The sequence below is a fragment of the Sorangium sp. So ce836 genome (assembly GCF_028553905.1).
Taxonomy (GTDB): Bacteria; Myxococcota_A; Polyangia; order Polyangiales; family Polyangiaceae; genus Sorangium; species Sorangium cellulosum_D.
The window spans coordinates 9,184,176-9,202,201 of the sequence record NZ_CP102233.1 but is presented as its reverse complement, the minus strand read 5'-3'; the positions used below and the strand labels follow the sequence as shown (position 1 = coordinate 9,202,201).

Genomic DNA, 18,026 nt, shown 5'->3' with positions numbered 1-18,026 from the left:
GGGTTTTGCGCGCGGGGAGGGCTCGGGCGAGGCGGCCCGCTACCCCTTCGGCCGCAATGAATCGGCGGTATAGACGATCTTCCCCCCGACCATGGTCATGAGCACCTGAATCTTGCCGAGATCGTCCTCGGGGATCTGAAGAAAGTTCTGGTCCAGCACGATCATGTCAGCGAATTTGCCCGGCTCGATCGAGCCCACGACCTTCTCCAGCCGCAGCTGGTAGGCCGAGTTCATGGTGATCGCGCGCAGCGCGACGTTGCGCGGCAGGAGCGGGTCGTCGTTGAGCCGGCCCGCATAGGACGGACCGAAGCTGGCCGGATGCGTGGGGTCCCCCTTGCGGGTGACGCCGATCTTGAGCGCCAGGAACTCGGCGAACGGATCGATCGGCCAGTCGCTGCCATAAGCGATCCTCGCGCCGGCGTTGTGCAAGCTGCCCTCGGGCTCGAGGCGGGCGTAGCGCTCCGGCCCGAGCTGATGCTTCATCGCATCGACCGAATACGGGGCCTCCTGCGCCCACTGGAACGACATCACCGGGATCACGCCGAGCGCCTTGAAGCGACCGTAATCCGCCGGATCGACCGTCTCGCAATGCGCGATCGCCGCGCGAACGTCGTTGCCCGGCAGCCGGGCGCGCACGGCTTCGTAAGCGTCGAGCGTCTGCCGCACCGCACGATCGCCGATCGCGTGGACGTGGGGATCGAGCCCGGCCTCGACCGCCGCGAGGATCAACGATTTGAGCGTGTCCGGCGGAAAGTAGACGTCGCCGCTGTGCTTGCCCGGAACCCATTGAGGCGCGCCGTCCGTGCCGACGTTGGCATTGTACGGCGCGAGCATCGCCGCGGTCTGGGCCGGCGCCTGCAGGACGCCGTCGAGCATGACCTTGATGTGGCGAGCGCCGACGCCGGGGGCCGGCGCCGCGGCGGGCTGATCATAGGAGGACGAAAGCGCCTTGGCCGCGGCGATCGCCTTCTCCGGACCCTTCGCCACCTCGTCGGGATCGATCAGGATGGCGAAGAGCGACCTCGCCGTCAGCTCGCCGCTGCGCTGCACGGCCGTGAACGCCCTCAGCGCGCGTTCGTCGGAAGACGCGTCCATGAAGGTGGTCACGCCCTGGCGGCGGATCGCGTCGAGCGCCGCCTTGGCGCTGCGCACGTCGTCCTCCGGCGTCCGCGGCGGCATGGCCGCCGATACAAGCGTGATGCCAGAATCCTCGAAGATGCCCGTGGGCTGGCCGCCTGCGTCACGGCCGATCTTGCCGCCGACCGGATCGGGCGTTTTCGCGGTGATGCCCGCCAGCGCCAGGCCGCGCGAGTTGGTCAGCGCGCTGTGGTGGTCGGTGGAGTGCACGAGGATCGGCCGCTGGGTCCTGAGCGCGTCGAGCGCAGCCCGCGTCGGGTCGGCGTCCACCGAGACCGTGCCCTGCCGATCCCAGCTCGTCACCTCGAGCCACTGGTCGGGACCCTTGGCCGGCTCGCCGTCGAGGCAAGCCTGGATCCTCTCCTGGAGCTGCGCGATGGTGTGCGTCTTGTATTCAAGGCTGCACATCAGGCGCTGCGCCCCGCCGGACATCACGTGCAAATGGCCGTCGACCAGCCCCGGCATCAGCATGCGGCCCTTCAGGTCGACGACCTCGGTCCGAGGACCCACATACCCCTGCACGCCGCTGTCAGCGCCGACATAAACGATCCTGCCGTCGCGCACCGCGACCGCCTGGTGCACCGAGTCCGCGGCGTCGACGGTGTACACGAAGCCGTTCCGCAGCACCGTGTCGGCGGCCTGCGGCATGGAGGCGCCGCAGGCGACCTGCATCGCGAAGAGGACGTGCGACGCCGCCCACGCGGCGCCGAACGCGCGGTGACGGCGGGGGGGAACGCGGCTGTCCCCGGCAGATCGAGATCGGTTCCTCATGAGCGCTCCTGGGCCCATTCAGCGTCACCTGCGACACGGCGTCGCCGTGATCCGATGGGCTCGCTTGTCATCAGAGACGGAGATGTTCGTGGTCGCGGCTCATGAGAGCTCCGCTCTGGCCATGCCTGCGTCGCTCGAGAGGTCATGAGTCGGGCCGCCATCCTAGCACCTTCGCCGCGGCGGGAGGGAAGCCGGTCGCGGCGGAAAGCGGCCGCCACATGCCACGATCATCGTCCTCCGGCGCTCACCGACCTTCGATGACCAGATCGCGGAGCGTGTCGTCGAGCTCGGCGCGCGCCATGGCCGCGTCCTCGACGCGCTGGGTGATCTTCGCGCCGATCTCCTCCGACTGTCGGGCCACCTCGGCGAGCCGGTCGAGCAAGGTCTGGCGGAGCTTGCCGGCCTGGGGCGTGCGCTCGATGGTCCTCAGGCTCTCGCGCAGCTCGGCGGCGCGGTCGATCAGCTCGGCGCGCCTCCGCCGCAGCGGGTCGAGCTCGTCGCTCGCCGCGTCGAGCGCGCGCCGGAGCGCGAGCGCGCGGTCCAGCCTCGCGCGGAGCTCGGCCGGGAGGCTCGAGCCCTTCAGGTAGACCGAGAGCCGCTCGCTGTCGGCCTGGACGAGCGGGATGTCGCGCTGAGACAGCCGCGTCTCCTCGACCACGACCTTCTGGGGCGCGCCGGGGGCGAGCTTCTTCTCGACGAGGCAGGCGTCCGGCGTCGCGTCCGTGCACCCCGGGAGGCCCTGCGGCGCGAACCCCGTCGCCCTCGCGTGGCGGATGAGCAATGTCTCCGGCACGTCCCGGCCGGGCCTCACCTCGTAGACCGTCACGCGCCGGTACCGATCCTCCACGCGCAGCGCGCCGCGGGACAGCGACACGACCCGCACCGGCACGTCCGTGGTCATGCTCGTCGCGCGCACCTCGGTCGAGCTGTCGATGGCGTACGGGATCGTCGCGCTCTGCCCGGGCAAGAGGCGCGTGAGCACGCCTTCGCCCACGAAGGTCCCGCCGGAGAAGATCGACACGGATCCGGGCTGGAGGCCGAGCGCGCTCCGGTTCTCGATCTGCGCTGCGCGGAAGGGGTGGGTCGCGCTCGCGGGCGCCGCGGGATCGGGGCGGAACAGGAGGACGTCCTCGCCCGCGACCGGGCGGTTGATGAGCGTGATCAGCGCCGACGACTTCTTCGGGAGCGTCACCGGGTTCGCGATCGCGTACCGGAAGGCCCCGGCCACCGCGTCCACGCTCGCCGCGCCCTCCGGCACCTTCTCCATCGCCTCGGGCGTGACGGCGGGCGCCTCGCGCCGCGGGCTGGGGGCCTGCGCCGGCCCGACGTCCGAGGCGCGCAGCGAGACGCGGCGGTTGCGCTGCCGGTTCTCCTCGATGTCGTTGGCGACGAGGGGCATCTCGGCGCCGTGCGATCGCGTCACGAGCTCGGCCGTGACCCCGAGCTGGAGGAGCGCAGCGCGCACGGCCGCGGCGCGCCGGGCCGCGAGATCCGCCGCGCCGGCCTCGTCGGCCGACGCGTGCCCCTCGACCTCGAACGCGCGGATGTGCGGGACGCTCTTGAGCGAGCGCGCGAGCTCCTCGACGAGCGGCCTCGCGCGCGGCGGGACGACGTCCGAGCCCTTGTCGAAGGGCACGGTGGTCAGGATCTGGATCTCGCTGCTGATGGCGCGGACCGCCAGCGGGCAGCCGTGCCGGTCGGGTTGCGGGCTCGGCGAGCCGGGCTCGCGCGGGCAGGCGTCCTCGTGGTCGAGCACGCCGTCGCGGTCGGCGTCGGACCCCGGCGAGCTCTCCGCGAGCACGGGGGCGAGCGCGCCGCCCTCGCCGTCGTAGACGCCCTTCAGCTCCGGCCTGTCGAGCAGCGCCGGCGTGCGCAGGTTCGAGGCGTAGGAGAGCGGCGCGCCCGTCGCGAGCGTCACGTCGACCTCGCTCCAGTCCTCGTCGCCGATGTTGCTGATGAGCGCCCAGGCCTGGAGGAGCGCCCGCTTCTCCTTGTGCCCCTTGGCCGGCAGGATCACGCGGTAGGTCGCCTTCCAGGCGGCGGTCGGCACCGCGTACGCGATCGACACGGGCCTCCTCGCGGCCGGCGAGAAGACGAGCTCGACCTCTGCGGGATCGTCGGGGCCGCTCGCCTGCCCGGAGCGCGGCAAGAGCGCGCTCACGGTGGAGGGGGTGTCGTTCGGCCCGAGGTTTTGCTCGACGACCACCATGCTCTTCAGCACGTCGTCGACCTCGCGCTCCCGGAACCGGAGCGAGAGCCGCTCGCCCGACATGACGCCGGTGCGCTCGAAGTAACCGAGGCCGTTCTGGTACAGGACGACGTGCCGCAGGCGGAGATCGGGCGACGGCCCTTTGGCCAGCGGTCCGGCGCACGCGGCGAGGGCAAGCGAGAGCGCCGCGAGGAAGGCGTGCTTCATGGGGGCGAGCTTTCTGTGAAGAAGGAGGTGGAGGCGCTGATCGCCGGCAGTGTACCCGACGCAGATCGACGGCAGGCGGTGGAGCAAGGCTGCGGCGCGGCGGCTCGCCGCTCGCCCCGCCGCAGCGAAGGCGCGTGTCGCCCGGGATCGGGCGCTCGCCATTCGGAGTTTCCAGCGAGAGAAGGGCGCACGCGTGTCGTGCAGGCGGATGTTCAGCTTCGAATCCGTGGTCTCGAACAGCTCGGGTGCCTCTGCGAGGCCTCCGTGGGCGAGGCGTAGGTTGGAAGAATTCCGCATTCGGGAAGGCGCTGGCCGCCTTCAAGGCGAGATCGGCGGTTCGAGCGTGCCACCCTCATCTTCTGCTCGGCCGCGGATGTACTTGGAGGCAAACTGACAAGCCAGCTCCACGGCGTGGAGCGGATCCGCACCGGCCAGCGGGCGATCGAATGCGATCTCCGCTCCCCACACGATCGTTACGTTGATACCCCAAGGCGCGGGATCGTCGGCGTCGCGCACCTGCCTGACATCAAACAGTCGCACAGTGATATCCCGAGGTGCATCGCCCTTGAGTTGATACCTTAGCTCGATCATGCTCATCTGCACTTTCTGTCGCATTCACGATTGCAAGCGGCGAGTTTGTTGGTGCACTCCGATAGGCAGTTTTTGTCTCCCTTAGGGCAATCCTCGCGACATTTCTCCCATATCTGGTAGCAGAGGTCCTTGCAGTGCTCCAAGCAGTCGTTGGCTGCGCCCGTGCCCCACTCGCAAGAGCTGCAAGACAGCGCCCCGGAGTCGGTTCCGACGCCGTAACTCTTCTCGCACCGCTCCTCGGCTTCGTCCAGCGATGCATGTTGGCCCTGGTATAGCGTCGTGCAGCTCGTCGTGCTTCCGCAAGTGGCCGAACCCGCCTTCCAGGTGACGGTGCACGTCACCGTTTGCGAGCTGCATAAATCGAAGGAAGCATCGGCAAGTCGAGGATCTCGCGGCGCATGCCCCGTATGCCATGCCTTCCCCCCGATGCCGGATGCTTCTCCCACCGGAAGGCGGCGTCAACGGTGATCTAGGCTATGGTACGTCCCTGCTGTTCCTGCACCGGCGGGTCGAGCGCAGCGGGTGACGTCGGTGGATCGGAGCGCCCGCCAGCGACCACGGTGCCGCCTCCGGACACAGGCTGACCGAGCACGACATCACCTCGGCGCGGCAAAGGCACACTGCCGATGAATTCGCCGCCACGCCGCTGGCGGGCGGCATCTTCACGGCCGAGGTCGATATCCCCGGCCTGCCCGAGCCCTTCTTCGCCGACTGGTTACTTCTGCCGCACCACGCGGTTGCGCAGGACGCCGATCTTCTCGACCTCCAGCTCGACCACGTCGCCATCCTTGAGATAGCGCCCATGCTCCAGGCCGCAGCCATCGCCGACGGTGCCGGAGCCGAAGAACTCGCCAGGATGGACGGTTTCGTCGGCCGAGACGCGCGCCAGCAGATCCTCGAATTTGTGATGGATCGTGCTGGAGCTGCTGTCGCACCAGGTCTCGCCGTTCACCCGTGCCTGCATCCGTAAACGATAGGGATCGCCGATCTCATCCGTCGTGACAAGGAACGGCCCCATGCTGTTGCCGGTGTCGAAATCCTTGCCTTTGCAGGGGCCGAGCATGCTCTGCATCTCGATGCTCTGCGCATCTCGAGCGGAGAAATCGTTGAAGATGGTGAAGCCGAAGATGTGGTCGCGCGCCTCCGACGGCTTGATGTCCTTGCCCTCCTTGCCGAGGAAGAAGCCGAATTCTAGCTCAAAATCCATCACCTGGCTGTAGCGCGGCCAGATCACGTCGCCATCGGGGCCAATCACCGAAAAACGATTGGATTTGTAGTAGATCGGGATCTGATACCAGGTCGGCGCGACCTTGACCATTCCCAGCTTGACCAACCATGGGCCGAGCACGGGATGACGCATCCTGGCGATCTGCGCCATCGCCTGCTGCACATGCTTCTCGAACAGCATGCTGTCGCGGATCTGCTCTGGCACCGGCACGGGTGCATGCAGCTCGGCGTCCGACAGAGGCACGCGGATCTCGGCCTTGGCATGCAGGTCGTGCACCCGCGCCATCGCCTCTTCGCCACCCTTGATGATCGACAGCATCTCCGGGAAGACACCGCCGAGATCGACGATCATCGCGCCGTCGCTGGTGAGGACGCCTGGGCGCATGGTCCCGCGCGCCGGATGGCTGAAGGTGCAGAATTTCATCGGAGATCTCGCTTGTCCCGTGCTTCGATGACGGCGCCGGCGCGGGTCCAGCCGGCGGGCGCGCCGCGGAGCTCGTGCGGAAAGCAGGAGAGGGTGGAGCCGAAAGGCGGCAGGGCGGCCGTCATGGCCTCTCAGATGGAGTTGCCCGAGAGCCCCGCGGTGCCCGGGAACCCCATCGAGGTGCCGCCGGCGCCCCCCGAGCCGGCCGCGAGGACGTTGCCCACGAACGACACCGAGCTGCTGCCGACGCGGTAGAGGCCATACGAGACGCCGCCCGCGCCGCCGCCGCCGTATCCACCCTGGCCGCCGTTGCCGCCGCGGCCGCCGTTGCCGCCGCCGCCGACCTCGCTGGTGCACACCGTCCCGCCGTTGCCGCCGTTGCCGCCGTTGCCGCCGGCGCCGCCGACGCCTCCCGCGCCGCCGTTGCCGCCGTTGCCGCTCGAGATCTGGTTGGCGATGAGCGTGAACCCGTTCGAGTTCACGAGGAACAGCCCGAACGAGCCGCCGCCACCGTTGCCCCCGAGGCCTCCGAGGCCGCCGCAGCCCCCGGCCCCGCCGCCGCCGCCGCCGTTGCCGGCGCCGTCGTTGTTCGCGAGACCGCCCTGCCCGCCGCCGCCACCGCCGCCGCCGGCCCCGTTGCCGTGCACACCCGTTCCGCCGGTGTTGCCCGCCCTCGCCCGCCAGAGGTTGCCCGTGACCGTCCCGCCGTTGCCGCCGGTGCCGTTCAGCCCGACCCCGCCGTTCGCGCCGTTCTGGCCGGCGGTGCCCGGCTGCGCGCGATTCGTGTTGTTCCCCGGTGCGCCGCCGCTGCCGCCGAGCGACCCGCCCACGCCGTTCTGGCCGCCGCTGCCTGCATGCTCCCCCTCGGGACCGCCGTTGCCCCCGTTGCCGCCAGTGCGCCCGCAGCTCGACGTACCCCCCGCCCCGCCGGTGCGCGTGCCGACGTCGTCGCAGCTGCCCGCCCCGCCGGTCGACCCATTGCCGCCCACGGCACCGGCCGTCCCGCTGCCGCCCGCCGCGCCCGGCGCCCCGTTGCCGGCCTCCAGCCTGCTGTTCTTCAGCGTCACCGCTGTGCAGTTGACGCAGCGCATGGCGTAGTTCGAGATCCCGGGCGACGAGCCGCCCAGGAGGTCCAAGGTCATGATCGTCAGCCGATCGATCGTCGTGGGCGCATTGATGTTCGTCCCCTCGACCGCCGCGGCGTAGCCGCCATCCGTGGACCCCGAGCGCACGACGGCGATCGACGCGGCCGATCGCGCCCAGCCGAGCGCCCGGTTGTAGCCGCCGTAGAGCGACACGCCGCTCGTGAGGGTGACCCGGCCGTTGTACGTCCCCTGCGAGATGTAGACCTGCGTCTTGCCCCTCAGCACCGCCTCGTTGATGCCCGCCATGACCGTGAGCTTCGGCTGCGCCATCGTGCCCGGCGTGGTGCTGGCGTCGCTCCCGTCCGTGGCGACGAAGATCGCCTGGCTCGCGTCGCCGTCGATGCCGTCGCAGTTCGCGTCGACGAACGCGTCGTCCGGCAGGTCCACGTCGCTCAGGAACGTGCACGCGTACTCGCAGCCGTTCGCGAGCGACCCGTCGATGTTGTAATAGCCCGGCAGGCAGCCCTCGAACGTGCACGCCCCCGCGCCGCACCCGACCGCCGCGTTCGGGATCGCCGCGGCGCAGTTCATGCCGCAGCCGCCGCAGTTCGCCGGATCCGTCGCGGTGCTGATCTCGCACCCGTCGGCGTCGATGCCGTTGCAGCTCGCGTACCCCGCGTTGCAGGCGATGAGGTTGCAGGCCCCGGCGACGCACGCCTCGGCGGCGTTCGCGAGATCGCACGCCGCGCCGCAGGCGCCGCAGTGCGCGGCGCTGGTGCGCGTGTCGGCCTCGCAGCCGTTCGCCGTCTGGCCGTCGCAGTTGGCGAAGCCGGCCTCGCAGGCGCCGAGCACGCAGCTGCCGGCGAGGCACGACTCGGCGGCGTGCGGCAGGTCGCACGCCAGGTTGCAGCCGCCGCAGTTCGCGAGATCGCTCGCCGTGTGGACCTCGCAGCCGTCAAGGGCGCTCGCGTTGCAGTTGGCGTACCCCGGGGCGCACGCGCCGAGGACGCACGTCCCGCCGAGGCACGACTCGGCGGCGTTCGCGAGGTCGCACGCCGCGCCGCAGGCGCCGCAGTTCGCGGCGCTGCTGTTGAGATTGACCTCGCAGCCGTTCGCCGGGTCGCCGTCGCAGTCGGCGTACCCCGCGGCGCAGGCGCCGAGCACGCAGCTGCCGCCGACGCACGACTCGGCCGCGTGCGGGAGGTCGCACGTCGCGCCGCAGGCGCCGCAGTGCGCGGTGCTGCTGTTGAGATTGACCTCGCAGCCGTTCGCCGGGTTGTCGTCGCAGTTGGCGTACCCGGCCTCGCAGGCGCCGAGCACGCAGGTGCCGGCGAGGCACGACTCGGCGGCGTGCGGGAGCGAGCAGGCGATGTTGCAGCCGCCGCAGTTCGCGAGGCTCGTGCCGGTGTCGACCTCGCAGCCGTTCGCCGGGTCGTTGTCGCAGTTGGCGAAGCCCGCGTCGCAGGCGCCCATCACGCAGACGCCCGAGAGGCAGGCCTCGACGGCGCCCGGGTAGCTGCACGAAGCGCCGCAGGCGCCGCAGTTGGCGAGGCTCGCCCCGATGTTCGCCTCGCAGCCGTTCGTCAGGTCGCCGTCGCAGTCGGCGTAGCCGGCGTCGCACGCCCCGAACTCGCACGCGCCGCCCACGCACGCCTCGCTCGCGTGGGCGAAGTCGCAGGCGACGTTGCAGCCGCCGCAGTGGGCCGCGCTGGTCCGGAGATCGGTCTCGCAGCCGGTCAGCGGGTCGAGATCGCAGTCGGCGTGGTCCTGCGCGCACCCCATGATGTTGCAGTTGCCCCCGTTGCAGAACGCCGTGGTGTGCTCCTTGAGGCAGCTCGCCCCGCACGCCCCGCACGACCGCACGTCGGTCAGCAGGTTTGTCTCGCAGCCGTTCGTGGGGTTGCCGTCGCAGTCGGCGAAGTTGTTGGTGCACGACGAGACCGTGCAGACCCCGTCGATGCAGCCGGTGGTCCCGTTCGGGGAGACGCACAGCTGGTCGCACGCGCCGCAGTGGGCCGCGCTGGTCAGGAGGTCGGTCTCGCAGCCGTTGTCCGGCTCGTCGTCGCACGCCGCGGTCCCGACCGGACAGCTGCCCGACCGCCCGATGACGGGCACCACCACGTCGGGCGCGCGGGCGCCGCCGATCTCGGCCTCCACGGTCACCCGATCGGCGGGCAGCGGCCCGGCGACGCCCCTCGAGGTGAACGTCACCTCGAAATAGAGCGCGCCGCCCGGCGCGCTCTCGGCCGGCAGCGCATCGGCGGCGCGGGTCCACCCGCCCGGTCTCGCCGGATCGGGCTCGTAGCGCACCGGCGCGACGGCGAAGTCGGCGCTGGCGATGCCGGCCTCGGTGAAGACGACGTCCTTCCCGGTCTGGTTCTCGACGCGGAACATGCGTGTCCGCTGCCGGCCGGCCGGCACCGACGCGAAGTCGAGGACCTCGGGGCTCGCGCACGCGCCGGTCGGCCCTCCGTCGTTGAGCACGCAGAGCTCGAGCTTCCCGCTCCAGACCCCGCCCGCGCCCCCGCTGCCGCCGTCGCCGCCGCTGCCGCCCGCGCCGCCGAGGCCTCCGCTGCCGCCCGCGCCGCCGGTCCCGGTCGGCCCTGTCGGGACCTCCGAGCTGCCCGCACAGCCGGTCGCGGCGAGCGAGGCGACCAACGCGAGCACGGGGACGAGCGGCGCCACCCGGACGAACAGCGTGGCGAGGTTCGGACGCAGAAAATTCCTATCGCGCGCCATAAGACCAGTGGAGCTCAGAGGCCTTACGCTGTCTACAGATCTCGCGGCCACCGGAACGAGACCTGACGCGATGGCGAAATGGACGCCTCCCTGCGTCCCGATGGATGGAGGCCGGTATCGCACCTCGCCGCATTGCGCAGCATCGCCCTGCTGGCCGCGTGGACGCGCCGCGTTCCTCGGGCGACGGACCGCCGGCCGTGGATTGACGAACGACGGGCCGCACGGCGCGTCGCAGGCGCCTGCCCAGCTCGACCGGCGCTCCGGGGTCGCGCCGGATCGTCCACGACGCCAAGGCTGGCCAGATCCTGACCTCTCTTCTCTTCAGCGGCGAGGCGCGCGGCGCGTCCTGCCCAACTCCACGGGTCGCATCGCGTTGTGACGTTCTCCTCGGGTCGTCTCAGAGGCACGAGCGAGCCGCGGGTCCCCTGGACTCGAGCGCGTCCGGGCGCCGGCCGTGACAACGTTTTATCCAGGGGATTTCGGTGCAGAAAACAAACTTGCGCCGTAACGAAAATACGAGAAAAGGAGTGATCTGCGGCCCATGAACAGGCATCCTATGTCTGGGCGATGGCCGATGTACGCGCCCCCCGGACGAGGTGAGTGCCATGTACACGTGGGCGAGGCGATTCATCGTTCCTGCGCTGTTCACGACGAGCTGCGCGGCGATGCTCGGTTGCATCGCGAACATCGGCGGCCTGGATGACGAAGAGGGGAGCAGCGGGCCTGGCGCCGGGCCTGGCAGCGGGCCTGGTGCCGGCGCTGGCACGGGCGGGAGCGGCTCGACGGGCGGCGGCCCCGGCGTCGAGCCGACCGTGTGCGTGCCGGGCGTCCCGCGGACGTCGGCGCTGCCGCGCCTGACCAGGGTCCAGTACGACAACACGATTCGCGATCTCGTCGGCATCGACAGCCAGCCCTCGTCGATGCTCGCGCCGGACGGCGTCGGGAGCGTCGATCAGCGCGCGTGGGATGGGTACAAAACTGCCGCAGCGACGGTGGCGGCGGCGGTGATGGCGGACGCCGGCGCGCGCGCCAGGACCATCCCCTGCACCCCGGCGGGCGACGGCACCGCGTGCGCGCACCAGCTCATCGATACGCTGGGACGGCGCGCCTTCCGGCGCCCGCTCACCGACGACGAGAGGGGGCGCTTTCAGGCCCTCTACGCCCGCCGCCAGGCGCTCACGGAGACCGGCTCGTTCAACGAGGGCGCCCAGCTGATCATCGAAGGGTTCCTGGTCTCTCCCTCCTTCCTGATGCGCGCGGAGATCGACGAGACGCCCGAGGGCGAGTACTTCGCGCTGAACAGCCATGAAGTGGCGTCGCGCCTCTCGTACTTGCTGTGGGGGAGCATGCCGGACGACGAGCTGTTCGCCGCCGCGGACGCCGACGCGCTGCGCACGCCGGAGCAGATCCTCGCGCAGGCGCGGCGAATGCTGGCGGATCCCAAGAGCCGCGGCATGGTCAAGGCCTTCCACGAGCACTACCTGCACATGGGGCCGGGCACCCGCTGGTCGAACATCCAGCGCGATCCGGCCGCCTTCCCGGACTTCGACGCTTCGATGGTCCCCCTCCTGTCGGAGGAGACCGAGCGCTTCATCGAGCACGTGGTCTTCGACCAGGCCGGGACGTTCCAGGAGCTGGTCACCACGCCGGTGGGCTTCGTCAACGCCTCCCTGGCGCCGCTCTACGGCCTGGATCCCGCGCAGTTCAACGGCGCGGAGCTCGTGCCGGTCGAGCTCGACCCGACGCAGCGCTCGGGCCTCTTCACGCGCCTGGGCTTCCTGGTGTCGCACTCGGGGTACGAGCGAACGTCGCCCATCCTGCGCGGCGCGTTCCTGCAGAAGGAGGTCCTGTGCGCGGACATCCCGCCGCCGCCGCCCATGGTGGAGGGCACGCCGCTGCCCACGGACGAAAGCCTCACGACCAACCGCGCTCGAGTCGACGCGCAGACGGCGCCAGACGCTTGCAAGTTCTGCCACCACACGTTCATCAACCCGACCGGCTTCGCGCTCGAGGCGTACGACGCCGTGGGGGCCTACCAGCAGAAGGAGTCGTTCTCGGGCGCGCCCATCGACACGCGGGTGAGCGTCGACATGGGCGAGAGCGTCGTGGAGATCGACGGCCCGGTGGCGCTCTCCGAGGCCATCGCGAGCTCGCCGGAAGCGCAGAAGTGCTACGTGAGAAAGTGGGTCTCGTTCGCCTACGAGCGCGAGCTCAACAGCGAAGACGCCTGCACCGTGGACGAGCTGACCGCCAAGCTCACCCAGGGCGGCTACACCGTGCTCGACCTGATCGCGGACCTCACGCAGAGTCAATCGTTCCGAGTTCGTGCACTACAGACGGAGGTGGCGCCGTGAACCGAAGGCTATTCCTACGCGGAATTGGTGGCGCAGCGCTCGCGCTCCCCTTCTTGAATTCGCTCGTCCGCTCTGCGCGAGCGCAGGAGGTCCCGTCGCCGCGGCGCCTGGTGATCTTTTATACCAACAACGGTTGCCTGACGAACCGCTGGTTCCCGACGATCGAGAACGGGTCCGGGAGCGTCACCGCGGCGTCCCTGGAGGCGGTGCAGGCGGACGGGAAGCCCCGGACCCTCGCGCCGCTAGCCCCCTTCGCGGCGAAGCTGCTCTTCCCGCGCGGGCTCGCGATGCCCATGAACGGCTTCAACAACAAGGTGGACGGGGTGGTGCATTTCGACCCCCACGATCAGGGCATGGGCAGCAAGCTGACCTGCGCGCCCCTCGATCCGGCCGGGGAGCACTGGGCGCTGTCGCACTCGCTCGATCACGAGATCGCGCAGCGCTTCAACCAGGGCACCAACAAGTCCCCGCTCGTGCTCTCCGTGGGCAACGCGTTCACGAACGTCAAGGGCATCGTGTCGTACTCGGCGTCGAAGACGCCGTACGCTCCGGTGACCAACGCTCGCACGGTGTACAGCAGCCTGACCGGGCTCTTCGCGAGCGGCTCCGAGACCGAGGCGGATCATCGCGTGGCGCGCGGCGAGAGCATCATCGATCTGGTGAGCGCCGACCTGAACGCCTTCAAGGCCCGCAAGATGAGCGGCCCCGATCGGAGGAAGGTCGAAGACTGGCTCTCGCTGCTCCGCGAGACGGAGCAGCAGGTCGTCCCCTCGGCGTGCACCGAGGAGGCTGCGGCCGCGCTCGGCGTCACGGACGCCGCGCTCACCGAGGCGGGCTACCCCGCGCGCGGCGGCGGCTTCCCCAACAGCGAGAAGGTGTACACGCTGGGCAGCGAGATGATGATCCGCCTCATCGCCCTCACGATGATGTGCGATAGCAACCGATCCATCGTGCTCCAGTGGCCGGGCTACGTGACGTTCAATTGGGACGGCATCGCCCACACCCACGATCATCACGGGCTCTCGCACCGGAACGGGAGCGCCGCCACCGGCGGCCAGTGCGTGAGCGGCGTCCTCGAGCAGATCCACGAGATCGACCGCTGGTATGCGGGCCGCTACGCCAAGCTGGTCAAGACCCTCGACAGCATCGAGGAGGGGGATGGCACCATGCTCGACAACTCCGCGGTGATGTGGCTGCCGGAGCTCGCCGATGGCAATGCGCACAACAACAACAACCTGCCCATCGTGATCGCCGGCAGCGCCGGCGGTTACCTCAAGCAGGGCGTCTCGGTGAACCTCGCGGGCGGGAACCTCGCGGTGGGCAACAGCGAGGCCAGCTGCGCGACCGGCGCGGAGGGCGAGGACAACAGCGGCAACACCGGCTCGTCGGGCGGGACCGTCCCGTTGAACAAGCTCTACACGACCTTGATCAACGCGCTCGGCGCCGGGAGCCCCGACTGGATTCCGGTCGATCGCTTCGGCGTGTCGGACGCGGTCTCGGCCGGCTTCGGCGGCAGCTCTCCGTCGTTCACCACGGACGGCGCAGGCAAGGTCATCGACGGGCCCGGCATCGGCAATCCGGGGGAGCTCGACGCCCTCAAGGCGTGAGGCGAGGGGAGGCCCTCGCGGCGCCGCTCGGGCGCGCGGGCCTCGCCTGGCGAGCTCAGCAAGACCGAGCTCCGCGCCTCCTGGGCCAGCTCCGGGAGCACCCGCGCGAGGCCCTGTTTCTCCTCGCCGACGGCGGCGGCGTTCCTCGTCTCGAGCGCCACGCGCCTCGGCAGACCCCTGCTCCAGCTCTCCGCGGCGCGCACGTTTTCGTCGGGGCCTCGGGTCTCCTCGGGAACTATTCTGCGCCCCCCGTGGTCGCTTCCCGTCTCCGGACATGCCGCACCGATCGTAGGATGCCCTACGATTCGTCGTCGGCTGCTCCGGTCCAGCCGGCGCGCCGCTGCGCGATGAGGCCATCACGACCCCGACGGCGCGTCTGCGCGGCGGACGCTGTCGAGAAGGAGTTTCATGCGAAAGTCGATGTCGTTCGTGCTCACGCCGCTGGCGTTCCTGCCGGCGCTGCTCCTGGGTTGTTCCGGCGAGGAGGCGCCGGGCTCGGCGGGGACGTCGCCGACATTTCATCGCGACGTCGAGCCGCTCTTGCAGAAGCACTGCATGAGCTGCCACTCCCCGGGGAACATCGCCCCGTTCGGTCTGACGACGTACGAGGAGGCGCGCACGGTGGCGAGCCTCATGGCGCACGCGACCCGGGAGCGCACGATGCCGCCGTGGGGGGCGGAGGAGACCGACGAGTGCCAGCCCCCGTACGGCTGGAAGGATGATCTCCGGCTGAGCGAGGCCGAGATCGCCGTCCTCGAGGCGTGGGCTGCGGCGGGCACCCCCGAGGGCGATCCTGCCGACGCCCCGCCGCCGTTCGTCCGCGGCGCCGGCGGGCTCAGCGGGGTCGAGCTGGAGGTCGCGCCGGAGGAGCCGTTCGTCGCGAGCGGCGATGCCGACCAGTTCCGGTGTTTCGTGATGGATCCTGGGCTCTCGGAGACGCGCTACATCAACGGCGTGCACGTCGTCCCTGGCAACAGCAAGGTGGTGCACCACGCGCTCGTGTTCCTCGACCGGGAGGGCGCGGCGGACGAGCTCGCGGACGAGCACGGGGGATACGACTGCTTCGGCGGCCCCGGCTTCTCGGGCCAGCTGGTGGCCGCGTGGGCGCCGGGGGGCGTCCCGCTGGAGTTCGAGCCGAACATCGGCGCCGAGCTCCCGGCCGGCGCGCGGCTGGTGATGCAGGTGCATTATCACCCGGCGGGGACGACCGCGGATCCGGACAAGACGCGCCTCCAGATGCGCTTCACGAAGGGGGTGCCGGAGTACTCGATGGGGGTCGCGCTGATCGGCAACTTCGAGTCGTCGGTGGACGAGGGCGGCGGCCTCTTGCCCGGCCCGAACGATGGGAACGGCGCCGAGTTCATGATCCCGGCCGGCGCGGAGGATCACGTCGAGACCATGCAGTTCCGGATGCCCGAGTCGGTGTCTGCCGCGGAGATGTACCTCTACGGCGCCGGAACCCACATGCACTATGTGGGCACGGACATGAAGGTCACCCTGGAGCACACGCGGGGCGATCCCAACGGGGCTGGGGAGCAGTGCCTCGTGCAGACGCCGAGGTGGGATTTCTCGTGGCAGCGCGGGTTTTACTACGACGCTCCCATCGCGGAGCTCCCGCGCATCCACGGGGGCGATCTGCTCACGATGCGCTGCACGTACAACAACTCGAACAGCAATCCGTTCCTCGTGAAGGCGCTCCAGGAGCAGAACATCCCGGGCCCGGTGGACGTTCGCCTCGGCGAGAGCACGCTCGACGAGATGTGCCTCGCCGCCCTGACCTACGTGACCAAGAACCGATAACGCATGGATGTGCCGCGGCGCGATGGATCCATCAGATGGTCGGGCAGCATGGGGGAGAAAGCGAAGAGGACCGCAAGGGCGCCAGGGACGCAAGGAAAGGAGGATGTCGGCTATGTCTGTCTTCCTTGCGGTCCGCTTGGCGCTATGTCCCAGCCGTCGTTGTAAGCCCGCCCCTTAAGCCTCGATCTCCACCTGAAAAACACCTTCGGCCGGTAGCATATTCTCGGCATAAACGTGGTACGCGAAGTCCCACGTCGCCGTCGATCCCATCGACCCGCGCCTCTCAACACGTGAATGTTGAAGCTGAAGAAGCGCGACTTCTGAGTCGGGATGAACGACGAGATTGCTGCCAGCGCGAAAAGACATGTAGACTCCCTTTTCGCCCTTGTACTCGTAGACCGCCGCCCAGGATTCCAAGCGCGTGTTGCCGTTTAGCTCGTAACCACTCTGGCGGATACCACTGGGGAGGCCGAAGATTACGTACGGGTTCCTCGCGCTCGCCTTTCCGCGATTCGCGAGTGAAACCACGAGGCGATCGTCGCCAACTTTTCGGATGATAAATTCCAATGCAGGGCGCAGTCTTCTGGCAAACAAATCCTCGATCAGGCTGACCGGCATCGCACTGAACACACCGCCCGCCCGCAGATAAAATTTGTTGTCGATCTGGCTCCGATGGGGCGGGCGTTCGCTCTGCGGGATGTAGACAGCGATCAGGCCATCATCCCCAGCCGTTGCGATCGGCAGGTACTCCACTCCGGCGACCATTCGCTCGACGACTCGGCTCTCTAACTCCCTCAGGGCGGACTCGATCTTCTTCAGCTCCTTGATGGGCTTGAGGCCGACGATTTGATCGATATCGTCGTTATCCTTTCGCGCCTCCAGGCCGAGGATCAACACCCCTCCGGAGGTGTTGGCGAAGCCGGACAGCGCCTTGGCGAAGTTCGACTTGTCGCCTTGATCGAGCGACCCCTGATCCGGCCTCTGCTTCTCCTTGCATTCGAGCCAGTTGTTCTCGAACGCCTTGCCGATCATCTCCTGCTGCACGTAGGCGAGGTCGAGCTTTCGAAAGAGGGACTCGGCGTTGTCCATGTCGCCGAGCATAGCAGGTACGGCTGCGCCGTTCGAGCCGCTCAGCGAGAACGGGCCGAAAACGGCGTGCCTACGCTTGGCGCAACCCGTTGTCGATGGCTGCGGCACGCCGCGAGTGGACCACCAAGCGAGCGGCGTAGAGAGTTAAAAAATGGCGAGACACCGCGCACGGTTCAGGTCGGCGCCCGTCCGTGTAACGCACGGATGAGCCGCGGCGCGACGCGCCGTCGGATCATCAAATGGTTGGGCAGCATGGGGGAGAAAGAGAAGAGGACCGCAACGGCGCCAGGGACGCAAGGAAAGGAGGCTGGCGGTCATGTCTGTCTTCCTTGCGGTCCGCTTGACGCTATTGCCCCGCCGTCGTGGTTCGCCGGGTGATTTAGAACGACGCGCTTCACCCCGCGCATCAGCACCGGGACGTTGAAGTTGATGAGCAGCGCCAGCGGAAGTGCCGTGACCTTCAGGTACGACAGGACCTGCGAGACGTGGACATCGGTGAAGCGATCGACGGCCTTGAGCTCTACGACGAGGAGGCGCTCGACGAGGAGATCCATTCGGCCCTCGCCTACCTCGTGTCCCTTATAGTCGACGCTGAAACCCGCCTGCGGCTGGAACGATATGCCTCGAAGATTAAGCTCAATCACGAGCGCCTTCTCATAGACCGACTCCGAGTATCCGGGGCCGAGATGCCGGTGCACTTCAATCGCCGCGTCGATCACCCGCCGCGCAAGCTCATTCACCTCCGGTGGGGTCTCTCGAAACCGAGATTCGCGCTTGGGAGCATTC

10 protein-coding genes are annotated in these 18,026 nt (G+C 69.3%); 3 read left to right on the top strand and 7 right to left on the bottom strand.

Annotated elements, in window-relative coordinates; genetic code table 11:
- Window positions 1-39: 39 nt before the first annotated feature.
- The 5 genes from NQZ70_RS33285 to NQZ70_RS33265 form a co-directional block, all read right to left on the bottom strand.
- Window positions 40-1,908 (bottom strand): amidohydrolase, encoded by a 1,869-nt coding sequence (locus NQZ70_RS33285; RefSeq protein ID WP_237244263.1) that lies wholly within the window; start codon window positions 1,906-1,908, stop codon window positions 40-42.
- 244 nt (window positions 1,909-2,152) lie between these two features.
- Window positions 2,153-4,324, bottom strand: coding sequence for an OmpA family protein (locus tag NQZ70_RS33280; RefSeq protein ID WP_165374299.1), 2,172 nt, complete (start codon window positions 4,322-4,324; stop codon window positions 2,153-2,155).
- A gap of 318 nt (window positions 4,325-4,642) precedes the next feature.
- Window positions 4,643-4,921 (bottom strand): hypothetical protein, encoded by a 279-nt coding sequence (locus NQZ70_RS33275; protein ID WP_129577830.1) that lies wholly within the window; start codon window positions 4,919-4,921, stop codon window positions 4,643-4,645.
- Window positions 4,922-5,630: 709 nt separating this feature from the next.
- Window positions 5,631-6,566: a fumarylacetoacetate hydrolase family protein gene (locus NQZ70_RS33270; RefSeq protein WP_129577829.1), complete on the bottom strand. Its 936-nt coding sequence runs from the start codon at window positions 6,564-6,566 to the stop codon at window positions 5,631-5,633.
- A 131-nt stretch (window positions 6,567-6,697) separates the two neighbouring features.
- On the bottom strand, window positions 6,698-10,390 hold the full coding sequence (locus NQZ70_RS33265) for a hypothetical protein (protein WP_207217556.1): 3,693 nt from the start codon (window positions 10,388-10,390) through the stop codon (window positions 6,698-6,700).
- A gap of 605 nt (window positions 10,391-10,995) precedes the next feature.
- Between NQZ70_RS33265 and NQZ70_RS33260 the strand changes: the two genes are divergently transcribed.
- The 3 genes from NQZ70_RS33260 to NQZ70_RS33250 all read left to right on the top strand — a co-directional run bounded on the left by NQZ70_RS33260 (window position 10,996) and on the right by NQZ70_RS33250 (window position 16,151).
- Entirely contained in the window at window positions 10,996-12,744 is a 1,749-nt protein-coding gene (locus tag NQZ70_RS33260; RefSeq protein ID WP_237244262.1) for a DUF1592 domain-containing protein, read from the top strand.
- A 110-nt stretch (window positions 12,745-12,854) separates the two neighbouring features.
- Window positions 12,855-14,351, top strand: a complete 1,497-nt coding sequence (locus tag NQZ70_RS33255) for a DUF1552 domain-containing protein (RefSeq protein ID WP_237244261.1) — start codon at window positions 12,855-12,857, stop codon at window positions 14,349-14,351.
- A gap of 408 nt (window positions 14,352-14,759) precedes the next feature.
- Window positions 14,760-16,151, top strand: a complete 1,392-nt coding sequence (locus NQZ70_RS33250) for a hypothetical protein (RefSeq protein WP_237244260.1) — start codon at window positions 14,760-14,762, stop codon at window positions 16,149-16,151.
- A 174-nt stretch (window positions 16,152-16,325) separates the two neighbouring features.
- Here NQZ70_RS33250 and NQZ70_RS33245 read toward each other — a convergent pair whose 3' ends face one another.
- Together NQZ70_RS33245 and NQZ70_RS33240 are read right to left on the bottom strand one after the other, a co-directional pair.
- Entirely contained in the window at window positions 16,326-17,240 is a 915-nt protein-coding gene (locus NQZ70_RS33245) for a helix-turn-helix domain-containing protein (protein WP_165374297.1), read from the bottom strand.
- A 314-nt stretch (window positions 17,241-17,554) separates the two neighbouring features.
- Window positions 17,555-17,980: a GxxExxY protein gene (locus NQZ70_RS33240; RefSeq protein ID WP_237244259.1), complete on the bottom strand. Its 426-nt coding sequence runs from the start codon at window positions 17,978-17,980 to the stop codon at window positions 17,555-17,557.
- Window positions 17,981-18,026: the final 46 nt, after the last annotated feature.

Bases quoted from the DNA above. Each gene is read 5' to 3' on its own strand.
- NQZ70_RS33270 (WP_129577829.1), bottom strand. From the start codon at position 6,566: ATGAAATTCTGCACCTTCAGCCATCCGGCGCGCGGGACCATGCGCCCA.
- NQZ70_RS33275 (WP_129577830.1), bottom strand. From the start codon at position 4,921: ATGAGCATGATCGAGCTAAGGTATCAACTCAAGGGCGATGCACCTCGG.
- NQZ70_RS33260 (WP_237244262.1), top strand. From the start codon at position 10,996: ATGTACACGTGGGCGAGGCGATTCATCGTTCCTGCGCTGTTCACGACG.
- NQZ70_RS33250 (WP_237244260.1), top strand. From the start codon at position 14,760: ATGCGAAAGTCGATGTCGTTCGTGCTCACGCCGCTGGCGTTCCTGCCG.
- NQZ70_RS33245 (WP_165374297.1), bottom strand. From the start codon at position 17,240: ATGGACAACGCCGAGTCCCTCTTTCGAAAGCTCGACCTCGCCTACGTG.
- NQZ70_RS33285 (WP_237244263.1), bottom strand. From the start codon at position 1,908: ATGAGGAACCGATCTCGATCTGCCGGGGACAGCCGCGTTCCCCCCCGC.
- NQZ70_RS33280 (WP_165374299.1), bottom strand. From the start codon at position 4,324: ATGAAGCACGCCTTCCTCGCGGCGCTCTCGCTTGCCCTCGCCGCGTGC.
- NQZ70_RS33265 (WP_207217556.1), bottom strand. From the start codon at position 10,390: ATGGCGCGCGATAGGAATTTTCTGCGTCCGAACCTCGCCACGCTGTTC.